Annotated in this window: 6 protein-coding genes; 3 read left to right on the top strand and 3 right to left on the bottom strand. The window is 63.0% G+C overall.

Annotated features, from left to right (window positions below; all coding sequences use genetic code 11):
- Positions 1 to 111: 111 nt before the first annotated feature.
- The 3 genes from bcor_RS01680 to bcor_RS01670 form a co-directional block, all read right to left on the bottom strand.
- Positions 112 to 4,287 (bottom strand): ATP-dependent DNA helicase, encoded by a 4,176-nt coding sequence (locus tag bcor_RS01680; RefSeq protein WP_034259252.1) that lies wholly within the window; start codon positions 4,285 to 4,287, stop codon positions 112 to 114.
- Positions 4,284 to 8,759 (bottom strand): PD-(D/E)XK nuclease family protein, encoded by a 4,476-nt coding sequence (locus bcor_RS01675; RefSeq protein WP_158332620.1) that lies wholly within the window; start codon positions 8,757 to 8,759, stop codon positions 4,284 to 4,286. Before bcor_RS01675 ends, bcor_RS01680 begins: the two co-directional genes overlap by 4 nt.
- A gap of 88 nt (positions 8,760 to 8,847) precedes the next feature.
- Positions 8,848 to 9,615 carry a tyrosine-protein phosphatase gene (locus bcor_RS01670; protein ID WP_033498656.1) on the bottom strand — a complete coding sequence of 256 codons (768 nt, stop codon included), beginning with the start codon at positions 9,613 to 9,615 and terminating at the stop codon, positions 8,848 to 8,850.
- A gap of 157 nt (positions 9,616 to 9,772) precedes the next feature.
- On the opposite strand from bcor_RS01670, the gene bcor_RS01665 reads away from it, so the two are divergent.
- From bcor_RS01665 to bcor_RS01655, 3 genes are all read left to right on the top strand, one after another.
- Positions 9,773 to 11,266 carry a serine/threonine protein kinase gene (locus bcor_RS01665; protein ID WP_051875596.1) on the top strand — a complete coding sequence of 498 codons (1,494 nt, stop codon included), beginning with the start codon at positions 9,773 to 9,775 and terminating at the stop codon, positions 11,264 to 11,266.
- A gap of 213 nt (positions 11,267 to 11,479) precedes the next feature.
- Positions 11,480 to 17,026 carry an Ig-like domain-containing protein gene (locus tag bcor_RS01660; protein WP_051875595.1) on the top strand — a complete coding sequence of 1,849 codons (5,547 nt, stop codon included), beginning with the start codon at positions 11,480 to 11,482 and terminating at the stop codon, positions 17,024 to 17,026.
- Entirely contained in the window at positions 17,019 to 18,299 is a 1,281-nt protein-coding gene (locus tag bcor_RS01655; protein WP_179943879.1) for an AAA family ATPase, read from the top strand. Before bcor_RS01660 ends, bcor_RS01655 begins: the two co-directional genes overlap by 8 nt.
- The last annotated feature ends 1 nt before the right edge of the window (position 18,300 follow it).

The raw sequence follows: 18,300 nt of genomic DNA, 5'->3' as shown, positions 1-18,300 counted from the left end.
CCCATCGCCACCTGAGGGAGCGGGGTCTGCCTGGGACCGCCCCGACCATGCTCTGCATGCCGGTTTGCATCCCGTTCTTGTCATTGCGTGTACGCGGCCCGCCCTGCTGGTTCAGTCGTTGTCCGACTCCTGCGGAGCACCCCGACGCAAACCCTGAAGGATCTCCTCCTGGGATCTGGGTCTTGCCCTGATCAGCCGCCGGGATGGCTGGGCCTCACTTACATAGTAAAGGCAGGCGTCGATGGTCGACAGGTCGATTCCCTCCAAGCGTGAAAGGAGTATCCGGTACATGTCGAGCTGGGCCAGTTTTCCGCTGATGTCCTCCGCGGTCGTGGGCCGGGCCCCGGTTTTCCAGTCCACGATGGTGTAGAGCTTGGAGCCGTCATCCTGGTCGAGCCCTCCGCGGAACACGGCATCGAGTTTGCCCTTGACGATGGTGCCGTCCAGTACCGCCACGATGGGGCGTTCCACCCAGGCAGGAGTCCTTTGCCCCCACTCGGATTCAGCCAGACGCCGCTCCCATATCCTGAGGTTCCGGGCCGTTCGGTCGCTTCCCCCCTGCTTCCTTCCCGCTTCTTCCTCGTCCAAATCCGCCAGCATCCGACGGCGTTCCGCCATGGCCTCCGACCCCAAGGGAACGGCTGACCCGGATGGGGTCTGTGATTCCACCAGGGAATCATCCACGGTCTGGTCGGTCACATCAAGCAATCCCGATGAAGGTTCGAAGTCAGGCATGATGTAGCGCTGAGCCCATTCATGGAAGAGGGTACCGGCCTGGGCCAGAGGCGAGGCCACCCGGGGCACAGGCCTGACCAGGCCCTCCCAATACTCCCGTTCCCTGACGGCCTCCATCCCGCCCGATCTGGCCTGGATGGAAGTGACACTCTGAGCGCCATGCCCGATGATTCTCCGCCCTGTACGGCGCAGAGCCTCCAGGTCCGCGACAAGGCGGTCACCGGCAACACCCAGCCTTCCGGTGCCAACCTGGAGCACCCGGACCGCGTCGGCATAGAGACTGCCTTCCGCGTGCGGGGTTCCGGATGGGTCCTCGTCGAAGCCCACCCATTCGGCACTGCGTTGCAGGGCCTGTGACACCTTGGTCCCCATGGTTATCGGCCAGAGGACCCTGTCGGATTCATCCTGCCTGGCTGCCAGCTGGCCCACCTGGTCCAAGGCATCCTGAACAAGGGCCTGACGGAAGGCCTGGGCATCCTGACCAACCAGAAGACCCACAGGAGGAGTGGGGGGAAGCGGTTCCCCGTCGTCCCCATCCTGGCCCCCATCGATGGAATCCAATCTGACGGCACCATCTTCGCCTTCCAGACCCCTGACCAATTCCCGCCAGAAGTTCGAGGCAGTCGTCTCGGGGTCGGCCTGTGGGGTGTTCAAGGCGGGATTGGTGTCATTGGCCTTGGTGCTGAACGTCAGGAGGAGGTCATGCCTGGCCCTGGTCACGGCCACATAGGCCAGTCGGCGCTCATCGTTGTGGTATCGGTTTCCGTATTCCTCTTTCTGCGGCAGGTATCCCCTGGCACTCAGGAAGTCGTAGTCATCCCCGGCATCGTCCACGCCGGTGCTCCTGATCTCCCCGATTGCCTCGTCCTCCAAATCGGCCAGGCTCAGACCACCAAGGTCATCCCCCGGTTCGGATCCCGGACGGGCGTCATGGGGGAATCTGGGGAGAATCATGGCATCGGCCCTGACCGGTACAGGAACCGCCTGCGGATCCTCCAGCCAGGTATTTGCCGTGTTCCGGTAAGGCACTCCCACCGGGGAAGCCTCGGTGCTCAGCGTCTCGATTTTCAGGTGGTCGCCCTGCTTGCTCGGGAAGGAGCCGGCGGACAGCCCGACCACGGCCACGGCATCCCATTCCAGACCCTTGGCCTGGTGGACGGTCATCAGGGTCACATCGGCATGCCCACCAGCCCCCTCATCGGGCAGATCGGGACTTTGGACCATGGCATCCACCCAGGCCACGAATCCTGGAAGACTGGGGCCCAGGCCGGCAGGCAACTCGGATATGTAGGTATCAACCTGTTCCAGAAGGGCTTCGACTCCGGCATTGGCCCGGCTCGGTTGAAGAGGCTGGTCCGGATGTTCCATGGCCTGGGCCAGGACCAGATCGATGTCGAGGTCCAGGGCCTGGATGGCGGCGATGACCACCTGCCTGACCGAGGCCGAAGACTGGGACTGGACTGTTCGAATGACCTCGGCCGCCCTACTGACCAATGTACGGCCACGCGGACTGAGTCGTGAGGTCCGGAGCAGGTCGTCCAGGTCATCACGCAACAGGAGATCAATCAGGAAGAGGGAGTTCGGTACCTGGTCCCGTTGTTCTCGTACCAGCTCTCTCCTGACCTTGCCGTCGTCCGTTTTGGGCACCATTCCGGCCTGGAGAAGAGCCCGGTACTGGCTGTCGGCGTTGATGGTCTCCGCGAGGGAGGCCAAGGCTCTCAAATCGGCCGGGCTCATGTTGAACCGGGCCGAAGCCAGAAGACGCATCAGTGAATCACTGTCGGTATGGTCGCAGATCACCCTGAGCAGGGCCAGGATATCCATGACTTCGGGGCGGTCGAAGAGGGCCGAATACCCCACCACCTGGCAGGTCAGGCCTGCGGCTTCCAGTGCCGTCCGATACTGGGGCATCCTGGCCTTGGACCGGAAAAGGACGGCCGCATGGGGGGCATCGGAATCCTCGCCCAGCTCATCCTCGCCGTGCCCGCCGTAACGTGACCTGGCATGAAGGGCGAAACGGACCACGGCGTCGATCTCCTGGCCAATCGTGCTGTAGCCAAGCAGGCCGACGGTCCCCTCGTCGGCTCCTTCCCTGGCCTCCAGCCGGGCCACGTCCACCTCGTTCATCCTGGCACTGGAGAAGCGGCCCGTATCCTGCCGGAGCGGAACCGTCAAGAGATTGGCGGCCTTCAGGACCATCCTGGAGTTCCTGAAGGTGCGGGAGAGCGTCAGAGGTTCCTTGTCCTCCGACCTGCCGAAGGTGGTGATTCCGCCAAGCTGCCCGTCCTGGACACTGGGCCTGTCGGCCAGCATCCCGAACTGTGACTGGAAGGTGCGGAAGGCTCCCGGGCTGGCACCACGCCAGGCGTAGATGGATTGGAAGGGATCCCCCACGGCGGTCACGGCCGACCTGGATGCCCCCTCCTTGTCGTTCGGATGGAAGATGGCGGCAAGGAGAAGCGCCTGGGTGGTGGAGGTGTCCTGGTATTCGTCCAGGAATACGTGGGTGAACCGGCGACGATAATGGGCTCCGATTGCCGGGAATCGGTCGACAAGCTGGAAGGCGGCTACAGTGAAGTCGCCGAACTCGGCCATGTTGGCCTGGCGTTTGGCCTGCTGATAGTAATCGGCCAGGGTCAGGAGCTTCTCCCGGGTCCTGACGGTCCTGAGCAGCCGGTTGGCCTGATAAAGCCGGAAGTCCAGTCGCTTCTTCCGCATTTTCCGCAACTCGAGCTCATAGTCCTCGTCGCTGTCCTTCTTCGCTCGTCTCGGCCTTTTCAGGGAGGCTTCGGTCGGTTCAGCATCCGGTATGGGACGACCATCGATCAGGGCCACGGTCCTATCGATGAAGGCCTGGTCCCACTCCCGTACCCGGGCCAGGGCCTGGTCGAAGTCCGGGCAGTCCCGACTGATCATGGAGGAGGTCAGGGCATGGGTGATGCCGAGGACCTGGTTGACGGTGGTTTCGAAAGCGCCGGAACCCACGTCATCCTGACCCAATTCCCTGGCACGCGCCAGCCTGGCAGCCTGAACCGGGCCACCGATGGTGGCGGCAGAGAACCCGGACAGGGGGTCGTCCACATCCAGACCACCCTCGACCTGGTCCATGACCTCCCCACGGTCGGGGAAGACCAGGTCGATATGCTCGGCCACCACCCCCGCGGCCAGCTGAAAAGCTCCGGGAGCGCTCAGGGGTTGGGTGTCCTGGTCCATCCCCACCAGGAGTCCATACTGCCGGACGATGGACTGGAAGAAGGCATCATAGGTGAAGACCGAGGGTTTGAGGAAGTTCCTCTCCGGGTCCACCTGGCCCTGGTCCGACCCCGGACGACTCCTGATGACCGCGGCCGAGACCCGGGAGAGAAGTTCCGAGGCGGCCTTACGGGTGAAGGTCAGGCCCAGAATCTGCTCCGAGGGGACACCATGCCGAATCAAGGCAATGATGCGTTGTGTCATGGTCATGGTCTTGCCGGAACCGGCTCCCGCCACAACCAGGAGGTCATCTTCTACCCCGGCATCGACTATGGCCGATTGCTCTGCTGTCTGCTTCATTCCTGGTCCTCCAGAAGATTGGTTGCCAGCCGCTTCCATGCCGGGCATACCCCGTCCTTGCGATCCCTGCGGCAACGGGAGGGGTCGAAGAGGGCATCGGGGCGGTCGGCCGAAAGGCTGACTCCGGCGGCAAAGAAGACCCGGGCCACCATGGTCAGGTCCCATACAATCTGGGAGCCACCGCCGTGATTGCGTACCAGATCCCAGACCTCCTGGTCAACCCCGCGCGGGGACTCGGCAGGGAGGTCTCCAAGGTCAGCCAGTTTGGAGGGGTCGGGGACTCCGGTTCTCGGCTGGTAGGCGGGCGTGAAGGTCCCCTCGTGGAAGATGGGCGGCTGGTAGGGGACCTCCTCAGGCCTGGTTCCTGTATTGGCATCCTTGGCAGGTCTGCCTACGTCGAAGAGCAGGGACTGGCTGACGGGAAGCATTCCGTCCTGGGCGGGGTCAGGGGCACCAGGCAGGACCCAGCCGGCCTCAGCATCCGACCGCCTTCTTTCCTCGTCGGTCTGGAAGGCCAGACCAAGTTGGTAACAGACCAGCTGAAGGTCATTGAAGAGATCGCCTCGACTGTGCACCTTACCGGTTTTGTAATCCACCAGACGCAGGTAATGACGACCGTCAATGCACCGGGTTTCCAGCCTGTCTATCCTGCCGGACAACCGCACGGACGTCTCCGAGGTAAGTGCCTCGGGGAACCCTCCCACCAGACCGGACAGAAGATTGAAGAACTGCTCCCGGTCCAGCGCATTGCCGGGGAAGGTGGCCTTCCATACCTTGCAAACGTCCTCCACGGTTATGGTCACGTTGAAGGACCGCTCGCTCTGAACCCCCTCCAGGCTTCCAACGGGAACCGGGGCCTTCCCACCACAACCGTAGCCGTCTGTCGTGGAATGGACGAAGTAGGAGGCCAGATTATCGATGATTCCCTCCGCCTGATGCTCTTTGCTGCGGATACCGTAGAGCTCCCTGGGATTCAGTCCAGCCGGAGGATTCTGGGCGAACTCGTGGTAGATGTCCATCAATTCGGCCCCCACCATGGACTTGCGCTCCGCCAGGGATTGAGCATTCCGACCCAGTTTCCCGGGGTCAGGCCTGTCCAGACCGCGATTGGTCGCCTCCTGGGCCACCTGATGAATCAGGGAACCGAAGCCGGTATCCACCCTGCTCGGCTGTGGACCGGAATACCGGTCACTCAGCACCCATTCCAGTGGGCAGCGCCAGATTTGATCTACGGTGGATGGAGAGAGGGACACCACCTGGGCGGAGGTCGCAACTGCTTCTCCTTGTTGCGATTCTCCGGGCTTCAATGCCGGAGGTTCGCCCACTGCGGTCACCTTGGAAACGGAGGCCGGTGAATCCGTATCGGGGCGTTCGGATGCTCCGTTCGAGGACCGTTCAGTATCGAAATCGGCATACAGGAAGGGCCAGAACCTGGGGTCGGCCTCCTGCAAGCCCTCTCTGGAAAGGAGTCGCAGGGTATCGATGGCATCATCTACTCGACCACGGTCCAGACCATCCTCCTGGAGGGCCTGCCTGGCCAGGAGGGAACGGGCCACGGCGGTCAGCCCCCTGGGTGAGACCTCCAGACCACCGTATTCCCTGCCCGTGTCACCCCCGGACCCCACCGGGGTGAAGTTGGCTCGGGCCATATCCGCGGTCCGCTCATAGAACTCGGGCAGGTACCCATAGAGAAAATCGGATGGGACCATATCGTCATTCCAGACGGCACTGACCCGTACCTGCTCGCCGGCACGCGTCACAGCCTCCAGGAACCCCTTCTTCTCGGTATACAGCACCGACTGAATCCTGGGGTCATGCCCGGAAGAGGGTTGGTCAAGCGTCCCGATTCGGTTGTGGAGAACAAGGTCGGCCAGGTCCTCCGCCCCGAACATGGTGTCACGGGGGGTCAGATTGGGCCAGTTCCCGTCCTGGACCGCCGGAATCCATACCAAAGGCCAGACCCTGGCCAGGGCTGCCGCTCCGGCGGGCGTGGTTAATGTGACCGCATGCTCGACAGGACCGATATGCGCCAGGGAGTCCGCCTCGATCTGCATACTGCGCACCTGGTCCATGAAGGCCTCGATGGTGCGGAATCCCTGGGAGCCGGACGCATATTGGAAGAGACGCATCAAGGCATCGAGGCGGTCATTGACCTCCTCGCCCTCCTGGCTGGCCACCAGGGCACGCTTCTGCCAGTCATCGGCCAGACCCAGGCTGTCCCAGGCCTCCCAGAGCACATACTGGGGTTGGGGATCAGGCAGGGCGGCCACCCGGTCGGCAGTGGTCCGGATAATCCGCAAGGCCCGGCGGAGGGCGCGTACGTCAGGGTCCTCCCGGCGGCCACCGGCGATGGAATCCATGGCGGACAGGATTGTCGGCGCACACTCCTGAGGGTTCAGAAGGAGCATGGTCTGCAGGGCATCGACGCTCAGACCACCCTCGATATCCAAGTCGTTTCCACCACCGGATATCACCGAATCATCAATACTGACCCCGTCCTGCCGGGCGGCATCGGCCCCTTGGGTCAGAATGCCGCGGCACCAGTCCCTCCAGACCGATACCAGACCGGGCAGAGTCGACAGGGTCTCCTCTGGGCGGCCTTCCCCTTCGTCCCCGTCCGCTCCTTCGTCATCACCGGCCTCTTCGACATCCGAACCCGCTTCCTGAGGAAGGACCCCATCGGTCGCCGGGACTGATGGGTCGGGCACGTCCCCCGAGGACTGGATTCGGGACAGTACGGCCATGGAATCCATCAGAGATTCCAGGTGCTCCATCCTCACCGGACGCTCATGGCCGGTGTCCCCCACCCTGGCACAGACAAGCGGGCTGGCCATGAGGGTCCTCAGGTGCAGCCTGACCCAGGAGGCAATGCCACCGGGCCCGGTCGCTTCATCCGACAGTGCGGACAGGTCCCCCGCAACCCGGGCCAGCTCGACCAGGGCGAAGAGCCCCTGGATGACAGTCTCCTCGCTGAGGGGCCTGGTCACCGACGAATACCGGACAGGGACCCCCTGCACCCTGAGCTTGCGGCCCAGGGCACGAATCGTCGCATTGTCATGGGCGATGACGGCCATGTCATTCCAATCCCTGCCCAGGGTCAGGAATTCATGCTTGACCTGCCAGACCAGGTCATCCTCCTCCTGGGCTGGAGTGTGGAACAGTCGGGCGGACACGGAGCCGTCGGCAAGGAGCGGATTGGTGGGGGCCAGGGGGGCAACGGGCCCGGCACCGGGCCAGGCCGGCAACTTACCCGGCCGGCTGGGAAGAGCGACATTCTCCTCCTCAAGACTGGCGATGCCCAGGGATATGCGGGCAGCCACCAGGTCCGCATAGGAGCCGGGCCCGTCCTGCAAGGGTTGGCCCGCCGCGCTCGGAGCCACGATCTGCCGCTGCGGCAGGACCACCTGCCGGGCGTTGAGGCAGGCAAAATCCTCGGCCAGTATGGGGAGCGCCTCCCCCTGGTTCGGGGCAGTAAGACCAGTCAACCGGGTTGCCAGGAATTCCGGGTATGAACCTCGGAAGGACTGGACCGCCTGGTCGCAGTTGCCAACCAGAAGCAGGCTGCACCCGGCCCGATTCAAGGCCTGCAGGAATCCCATGCCGGCAAGGGTAACGTCCTGCCAGTCATCCACTACCAGGAGCCTGGGCAGGGCCAGCCCTTCGACCTTCCTGATTCCCTCCCCTGCCCGGACCATCAGCAAGGAGGGGTCAAGACGGAACTCGTCCGGGTAGGTCCGGTCGATGCACGCCAGGTATTCGTCATTCATGGCGAAGGCCAGACGCCATTGCAGACCCAGGCGTTCCTTCTGGTCGAGGTCGATGGCTTGGGTATCCAGCGCGGAAAGGAGACGGTCCCTGTCTTCGGGAGTTACCCCCAGCTCCGTCATCCGGGCGAACATGTCACGCAGCTGGGCGATGAACCTATCACTGACCCCCTCGACCTGCCCGTCCGACCGGGTGACCAGGACGGAGGACCAGCCGGATCCACTCTGGAAGTAGCGCTCCAGGAGTCGACATACCGCGCAGTCGTCACCGGATCGGACGTGAGCGATATGACCGGTCAAGACCTGACGCAGGAGGGCATCCTGTTCGGCTCCGTTGAGCAGCCTGGGCAACAGTGCACCGTCTTCCTCCGACAGGGAGGAGACCTGTGTCAGTATCTGGAAGGCCAGGGCCTGGAGAGTACCCACCGGGCGGGTCCTGCTGGCGCTCCCCCGTTCCAGGATGACCTGGCGACCGATCAGGTCCGCAGCGGTGCGGCCCGAAACCACCATGAAGGCATCGCGGTCTCCGTACGCATCCATACCGGCCAGGAGGGCCTGGGTGGCGACGGTGGTCTTGCCACTCCGGGGCGGGCCGGAGATGAGAAGGGTGGAGGTGCCCTCCCCGTTCGTTCCCTTGAGCCCACCGTCAATCAGCTCCTGGACCTCCGAAGGGACCCGAGTCGCATCAACCGGTCTGCTTGAATTCATACCTTCAGAGTAAGCCCCAGACTGGTCCACCAGGCCAACAGGAACGACCCGGCATGGTGCGCACATCCTGGAGCGACGGCCGTATTCCTTACTCGGAGACCAGGGCCTTCTTGAGGTCGGCGATATCGTCCGGATCGGCCCCATTCCCGAGCAGGTATTCACGGACCGACCCGTATTGGGTGTCAATCATGTCCAGAATTTCGCGAATCAGGGAAGCCGGGGTCATGGTGATCATCGGCTCAAGACGTTTGGGGAAGTCGACATCGGATCGGGCGATCATCGCCAACATGGCATCCTTCCAGGCCCCCGATAGATTGGCCTGGGATGAGGCGTAATCGGCGACTACCTGGTCACGGTCGGCCCCCACCAGGTCCAGCAGGAAGGCGATGGACGTACCCGTTCGGTCCTTGCCCGCCGAACAGTGAATCAAGGTTCCGCGTCCCTGCCTAGCCATGTTTGCGGTGCGGTGAAGCACCTGCACATAATCCGGGCCGTTATGTGCCACCAGGGAGAGATAGGACTGATGGAGTGCAGCCTCGGCATCCATCTCCCTGCCTGCCTCCAACGACCGCTCCCTATCGGCATCGATGGGCATGGCACCATCAAGCATGGGAATATGCACATCCTCGACGCCGTCCAACACCGGATCGGGCATGGCCTTGGCCTCGTCACCGGTGCGCAGGTCAAGCACGAGACCTATCGGGGAATCCTCCATCTGGCGCCTCCCCTCGGCCGTCAGCCCGTATAGGGCCTCGGACCGATACAGGAGACCGGACCTGACCTGTCCGCCAGCGGTCCTGATGCCGCCAAGATCGCGGAAATTGTACAGTCCGTCAATATGACCCACTCGTTCCATCCGTCCTGCACCTTCCTTGCGTTCCCGACTTATGCCCCGGCACCGTTCGGCCGAGCAGGACCGGCAGGCCCCACCCAGGCATCATTCCCTCCTTTTATAGCACCACAGGTCCGGATACCTGTCGGTCCCACACAATTCGCGATATATTGTGGTTTTTATGACGAGCCAACCTTGCGAAACCCCTCCCGCAGACCCCCCGGACCTGCCGGGATACCATTACGTCCGCCCCCTGGGCATGGGAGGCACCTCATCCGTTTATCTGTATGAACAGGAGTCACCCTCACGACCGGTGGCCGTCAAGGCGAGCGCATACAGCCAGGCCACCCACGGGCTCTTCCTGAGGGAGGCAGACTATCTGGCCAGGCTCTCCACCCACCCCTATATCCTGACCATCCACCAGGCCGTCGTCAGCAGGGACGGTCGGGACTGCCTGATCCTGGAGTTCGCATCGGGCGGCAACTGCAAGACCATCATGCGCTCGACCAGGCTGAACGAGGAGCAGACACTCGACCTGGGCGTGCGGATGGCGAGCGCCCTCTACAGCGCCCACACCAAGGGAATCATCCATCGCGACGTAAAACCGGGAAATTTCCTGATAACCGAGCAGGGCCTTCCCGTCCTGTCCGATTTCGGCATCTCGGCCTCCACCTACGGAACGGCTGAGGCCAGGGGACTCTCGATACCCTGGGCGGCACCCGAGATCCTCGCCAACAGTGCAGGCGGTTCCGAGGCCAGTGACATCTACTCCCTGGGCGCCTCACTCTTCGGTATGTTGACCGGGCAATCCCCATTTGAATACGGGTATCAGGTAGCCAATGAGGATCAGCTGGCCCAGGCCATAATGCACCAGAGGCTTCCGTCTCTGCACGGGGGCGAGGCTTCGGTCATGTTCGAACAGGTTCTGGACCGGGCCATGGCCCACGATAGGGACGACCGATACTACACCGCTCTCGACTTCGGGCGGGCCATGCAGAAGATACAGCAGAAACTCTACGGCCACATGACCTCCTTCATAGGAGATGGGGTCGCCCCCTTCCCCGACAAGGGCGATGGCGGACACACAACAGGTTTGGGCATCGATGCTGGCCGGGATGGTCTCAGCGATGCCACCGACGTTGGCAGCCAAGGACGGTTGTACGGCGATGCAGGCCAAGCAAGGAATGGCGGCCGCCTATCCGGCAAATGGGTGCGACCGGTCCTGGCGGCAGGGGCGACACTGCTGGCAGTGACCCTTGTGGTCGGCCTGTTCGTTCTGCCAGACATCGACAGCATCAGGCCCGGAGCGGCCACGACTGCACCCGGGAACGAAACTTCGACGACGATTCCCGAAACAACCAACACCGAGGGACCCATTCCGCGGAACAGTTTCGAGGACCATGCCCCTGTACCTTCGGTCGTTGGTGGAAGTGGGACCTACCAAGGCGCACAGGTCGTCTTTACCTGGGACAATCCGGATCCCCAGCCCGGCGACACCTATGTCTGGTACCCACTTGCCGATCAGGGCAGCAGGCATGGGTCCACTGCCCAGACCAATGAACCTTCGGCTGTACTGCCTCAGGCGAAGGGGACGCAGACCTGTATCGCAGTCAGTCTGGTTCGGGCGGATCAGCGGGTCTCCCAGGAGCCAACCACAATCTGCGCCACCCAGTGAACAGGAGCGGAGCCCGTCATCCTTCCCATCCGGCTCATTTATCCACATTGTTCTACCGACCGATTTTCTCGACGGCAGGAAGATACACTCGAATCATAGGCATCCCGAATGGGCGGGCGATGAAAAAAGAAGCCCCTTCCGGCAACGTTAAAGAACCGGGGATGACACTATGGAATTCTTGTTGGAGCAATCATCACAAGGCAAGGAATAATAATGGGTAGTGGGAGCGGCCCCTCGCGGCGGCACCGAATCAGGCAGCGGATCCGTTCCCTCATGTCCTCGACGCGCAGCCCCTGGTCCATCCCTGTCGTGGTTTTTATTGCCCTGGTCCTGATTGCGACAGGCGCCATCCTGCTGAATACAATCAACCGGCAACAGGTACAGGTTGATGATGGAAGCGTCTGGATCACCTCCCAGGACGAGCGCAAGGTGGCCCGTTTCAAACCGGGAATCGGCGAGGCCGACGTGGCCTTGTCGACCAATACCAGCCGCTTCGACCTGGCGCAGAGCGGCTACACCACCATCCTGGGGCAGGATGGTGCCATGTCGCCCATCAACGCCTCGACCGCCAGCATCGGTGACCTAACCAGGCTGGGGACCCAGGTTGAGCAGATTGTCAACGGCCCGACCGTCGCCCTCCATCAGCGGACCACAGGCAAGGTGTGGGTGGGGCGGGGCGATGACCTGAAAGCCCTGGACCCGAATCAGCAACAACCAATCCTGACCCTTGGCCGTGGAGGGGCCGTATCCGTCACCCCCCAGGGTTCCGTCTACGCCTTCCGTCCCTCCGATGGAGCCGTACTGGTGGTGGACGGCCCCGGCGGGAAAACCCACCGTACCCTGGAATCCATAACCGACGGAAAGCCGATCAAGGCCGATGGGATGGCCGTGGTCGGAGACCAGGCAGTGGTCCTTTCAGGCAGGACACTGTACTGGTCCAAGGGATCCACCCGAATCCACAGTTCAGGCGACCTGACGATACAGGAGACCCCGGTCGACCGCATCCAACGTAACGACTGGGTGGGGGTCAGCGATCAGGGGGGTGTCCACCTGGTCAATCTGGATGCCCCGGGCACGGATCCCACCCTGATCACCACCGGCGGGAGCGGACAACCCGCCCGTCCGGTCTCTTCAGGAGGCTGCCTCTGGGCGGCGTGGTCCTCGCCCAGCCGCAACTTCATCCGCCTATGCGGCACAGGGGGCGCAATGCCATCAGCCCAGGCTGAGGGAAGGAAGTCCGATCCGGACCCCCGCCTGACCACGCTCCAGTCCATCTCCCCGACCGACAACCTGGTCTTCCGCGCCAATCACCGGCAGGTCATCCTCAATGACGTCCTGGCAGGCAACGTATGGAATCCCCGCGAGTCCACGAAGATGATCAAGGTCCAGTGGCGAACCATGGAGGTCAAGGAGACCCAGACCAGGGACCAGAAAGAGGACTCGGCAAACAACCAACAACGGTTCGCCCCCTCCTGCGACAGCCAGTCCGGGTCCATCAAGGCCGAAGACGACCAGTTCGGCATACGAGCGGGAACCCAGGCCCTCCTGGACCCCCTACGCAACGACCACCAGACGGATTGCTCGGTTCTGCAGATCAGCGATGCACAGACCTCCAGCGGCAATGTGACCCTGGCCCCGGTCTACGATGGTCGATTCCTCCAGGTAGATGCAGGACGAGCCAACCCAGGCACCATACGGATCAACTACTCCATCACCGACGGCCACGGACAGGTGTCCTCGGCCGGCATCGTCCTGACAATCGCCCCGGAAAATATGATCGAGGAAAACAGGGCCCCCGAGCAGGTCGATACCCCACCCGAATACGAGGTGGAGCAAGGAGCCACCATCAGCATCAATGCCCTGGCCGGATTCATGGACCCCGACGGGGACACGATGACCCTGGTTGCGGCAGCCCCCACCAATTCCGACCAGGTATCGGTCACGACAAGGACCGATGGCAGGCTGACCCTATCCACCGGATCCGCCACATCCGGACGAGTCGGCATACGAGTGACCGTCTCCGATGGGAGACAGAGCGGAGACGGACTGGTCTACTTCTCCATCAGGCCCGCCAATACCCTGAGTCCCCTGGTCGACCCGGTCATCAGGCAGGTCCAACCCGGGAGGACCGTCAGGATAAATCTGAAGGAAACCACACACGGCAATTCCGCCCAGCCTCTGCGACTGGCAAAAATCAGCCAACCCGACGATACCCGGGTGGAGTCCAACACCGAGGACCTCTCCTTCACCTTCAGCGCCCAGAATCCCGGCACATACTACGTGCCCTACACCGTCGCCCAAGGTGATCACACCACACAGGGGCTGGCACGGTTGGAGGTGGCCCAGATCAAGGGGGAGGCAGCCAAACCGGTCGCGGTCAATGACGTGGCCCTCCTGGGAGCCGACCAGACCGCAATCGTCGATCCTCTTGACAATGACCTCGATCCCACGGGCGGGGTCCTTGCCCTGACTTCCGTATCAGCCGATCCGTCTTCGGGCATCAAGGCCGGAATCGTCAATCATAAGAGGATCTATCTGACAGCACGTCAGATCCCCTCCCACCCGGTCAACATCACCTACACCGTCGCCAACTCGGCCGGTGACGCACAGGGAACCATCACCCTGCAGCCACCGCCCCTGGATCGGGGATCCTCCACCCCCAAGGCCGACAACATCAGCGCCCAGGTCCGGCAGGGAGGCCTGGTCACGGTCAGGGTCATGAACCATGTGACCTACCCCGATGGAACCACAGTCAGCCTGGAACCCGATTTGGGCAGGGACCAGGGAACCTTCAAGGGACTTGTCTTCGTCTCCGGCGATGTGGTGCGTTATCAGGCAGGCCAGGAACCGGGAACCTATCCCGTGACCTACACGGTCAAGGACAACCTCGGCAACACCGCCTCGGGAGTCATCACCTTCGAGGTCCATACCGGCAACCAGAAGGACAAACCGGCTCCAACCCCCGACGATGTACAGGCCCAGGTGGCCGCAGGGTCCAAGGTCCGGATTCCCGTCGCCCTGACCGGCATCGACCCCGATGGGGACTGTGACACACTGTCCGGACTGGGAAACCAGGCACCCAAACTGGGGCGCATCACCCAGGTCGGGGCCGATTACCTGATATATGAGGCCTATGCCGACTCCAGTGGGACCGACGATTTCACCTATGCGGTCGAGGACTGGGTGGGACAACGCGCCCAGGGCCATATCCGAGTCGGAGTCTTCCGGAATTCCACAGGCGGGGGCGTATTCAGCCGGGACGACCAGGTGACCATGAGACCGGGCATGGCAGTGGATGTGCCCGTCCTGTCCAATGACATTTCGGGAGACGACACCCCACTGACCCTTGACCCCCATCTGGAGGCCACCGGTGTGAGCGAAGCCAAGGTAGTGGACAACATGATCCGCCTGACCACACCACCCCAGGCCGGCGCCGCATATGTGGTCTACCGTGCCAGGAACCAGGCGGGCATCAGCGACCAGGCGACCCTGACCATCACCACGGACCCCAAGGCTCCGATACAGCCGCCGACCCTGCAGGATTATGACGTGGCCCCTGCCGATACCATCGACAAGCGCACGGTCGAGGTCGATTTGGCCGACTCCATGTCCAATCCCTCGGGAACCGTGGAGGACCTGAAACTTGAGGTGCATCCCAGTGCCGGAGAACATGCCCGGGTCAAGGGCGGTCCGGGGTTCACAGTCCTCAGCATTGACCTCACCGATCAAGCCAGGGCGGTCCCCTACACGGTCACCAACACCAGGTACGGCATTACCTCCACGGCCTTCGTCAAGGTGCCCGCGTTCGGGGTATTTCCACCCACCATCCGCCCCAAGGCCCCTGATCTGCGTGTCCGGGCCGGGCAGAGCATCACCATCGATATCGCCGACCATGTACGGGTGGGAGCAGGCAAGACCGCCCGAATCGCGTCACCCGATTCCGTTTCGGCCACCAAGTCCGACGGGTCCGACCCCTATGTGGATCCAACCACCCTCAGGTTCACCGCAGACAGGGACTATTCCGGGCCTGCCTCCCTGACCTTCACCGCCCAGGATGGGGTACCCGACGGGAAGACCATTGTCAACTCGGCCGTCTTGACCCTTCCCATCACCGTTGAGGGAGGGCGTGAAGAACCGCCCACCCTCTCGGCTCCACCCATAGACCTGGTGGCCGGAGACCCGGCTCAAACCATCTCCCTGAAGGCCCTGACCCGGATTCCCCGGGGAAGCGCCTCCGACTCCTACACCTATTCGACAAGCGGGGCCAGCGGCCCCATCCAGGTATCGCTCACACCCCAGGGTCAGCTCTCCGTCAGTGCGGACAAGACGGCTGCGCCCGGTGCCCGGGCAACCCTCCCCGTCACCATTGCCTATAAAGACGGCACCGTCAAAGGGGGCCTGACCTTCAGGGTCGTAAAGACCACCCGGCCTCTGGCATCGATACCGTCGCGGACCGTCAGGGCCAAGGCCGGGCAAAGCCTCAATGTCGACGTGCTGGACGGGGCCATGAACCCCTTCCCCGACACTCCTCTGCGGGTGGTCGGCGTGGTGACGGACGATACATCCAAGCTGACCGCCTCACACTCCGGGGACGGACGGGTGACCATCAAGACCGATAGGGATATCGGAGCCTCGACCAACACCGTCCTGGTGACCGTGGAAGACGGCACCAGAGACAAGGACCGACGCGTAAGCGCATCCATAACAGTCAGTATCGTCGACAGGCCCCAGGCCCCCAAGATGCTGGCAGGGTCCCCCCGTGCAGGCGATGGAACAGTCTCGCTGGCCTGGCTGCCGGGGAGCGCCAACGGAAGTCCCATCGACGAGTACCGGGTCTCCTACCGGTCGAGCACCGGCTCCGGTCAGCAATCCTGCTCGCAAGCCACCACCTGCACCATCAGCGGCCTGTCCAACGGGCAGGACTACAGCTTTACGGTTCAGGCCCACAACGAGGTCGGATGGTCCCCGGCCTCCTCCCCGCTGGCGGCCAGACCTGACGTGATACCCGGCGGTGTTCGGAACCTATCCATGGACGGCAACACCAAGGAGACCCTGACGGTGAGGTGGGACCAGCCCGAGAACCGCGGTTCCGCCATTGACCGATACCTGATACAGACCACCGGATCAGGCTGCGGATCGATGAGGGGGCGCTCCCCCACGTCCACCAGTGCAGTCTTCTCCGTGGACCATCAGGACGCCGGACAGGCCTGCTCCATCACCGTTACACCATCCAATCTCGCCGGTGCCGGTGAAGCCCGGTCAGTCTCCGGTTCCACCTGGTCGCACCCCGACCCGCCCGCCTTCGGCAAGATAGAGCAGTCCGACCCCACCAACAACCCCGGTCTGATCGACCTGGCACTCATCCCGGGCGCCGACCACGGCAGGCCCTGCGGGGACATCCTGGTCACCATCGAGGGAGCCGACCCCTCGGCCGACTCCTGGACCCTTGGCTGCACTTCCGGAATGGCCACAGGGCAGATTACTCTGCCAGCCTCGATGGCAAGGCCCGGGAATACCATCCGGTTCAAGGCCATCAGCCGCATCGGCGGCATGGGAGAGGAAGGGCAGTCGCCAACCACGACCAGGGAGCTGACGCTTGCAGGAACACGTCCACCCAAGAAGAGAGCCATGGAGAGCCGTCGAGCACAGGCCACCCGGGAAGCGGAATACGCGCCATCAGAACCACGGAACCGGGGGAAACCGCAAGCAAACGCAACCAGCCGGTCTTACGAGAGAACAAGGATTGACAGACATGAATGACCGATTCCAGGACGACCACACCCAGAATGCCCACACCCCAATGGACGATGCCACCAGAGTCGGTTCCCCCCATGTTGGAGGCAGCCCTGCACACCCCGGCCAGGCAAACCCCAGGCAGCCCGCCGGTCGGGCAGGGACATCCAGACGCAAGGAGATGCGCACCGACCTTGAAGACAGCACCAGTCTGGGTGCATACCAATCCAGGTCGCTGGCGGCGAGCAAACCACTGATTCAGGACAAGACCAACCTCAGTCCACTGGTCACGGGCGGCAACGAGATTCGGCACAGTGCACCCCAGGGGCCAACAGAGGCCGGCCCGGTAAGGACCTGCAGTGATTTCGCCAGGCTCTTCCGGTCCATCTCCGAGAACGTCAGCAAGGCAGTGGTGGGCAAGGAGGCGACCGTGGAGCTGTGCATCACGGCCCTGGTTGCCGGCGGCCACGTCCTCCTTGAGGACAATCCCGGTACCGGCAAGACCCAGCTGGCACGGGCACTGGCCAGGTCCATCGACGTGGAATTCAAACGGATTCAGTTCACCCCAGACCTCCTCCCCTCGGACGTCGTTGGCGTCACCTTCTATGACCAGACCGAGAGCAGGTTCTCCTTCAGGCCGGGGCCCGTCTTCGCCTCGATGATTCTGGCCGACGAAATCAACCGGGCCTCCCCCAAGACCCAGTCCGCCCTCCTGGAGGTCATGGAGGAAGAAAAGGTCACCGTCGACGGCAGCACCTACCAGGTGCCCCATCCCTTCATGGTCCTGGCCACCCAGAACCCGATTGAACAGTTGGGCACCTACAGCCTGCCTGAGGCTCAGATGGACCGCTTCCTGATTCGAACCTCCGTGGGAGCTCCCGGGCACGATGCAAGCATACGAATCCTTCAGGAGGCCGATATCAAGGACCGTGCCGGGATGATTACCGCCGTGGTCGGTGCCGACGACATCGCAGCCATGACCCAGTACGCTTCCAACGTTTACTGCCATCCCTCCATCGTGGAGTACGCCGTTCGCATCATCGAGGCCACGCGTCACAGCAGGGCCATCAAGGTGGGCTCATCCATCCGTGGAGGCCTGGCCTTGATACGGTGTGCCCGCATCAAGGCATGCTCCCAGGAACGGGATTATGTCATCCCCGATGATGTCAAGGAGCTGGTCGACCCTGTTCTGGCCCACCGTCTGGTCTTGGAGACCGAAACCAGGCTCTCGGGAGTCGATGAGCACCAGGCCCTGGCCGAAGCCCTTGAAGGGGTTCCCGTGCCCACAACAGAGCACTGAA

The organism is Bifidobacterium coryneforme, assembly GCF_000737865.1.
Lineage (GTDB): Bacteria > Actinomycetota > Actinomycetes > Actinomycetales > Bifidobacteriaceae > Bombiscardovia > Bombiscardovia coryneformis.
Note: the sequence above shows the minus strand (reverse complement) of the source record. Positions and strands in the feature narration are given on the sequence as shown.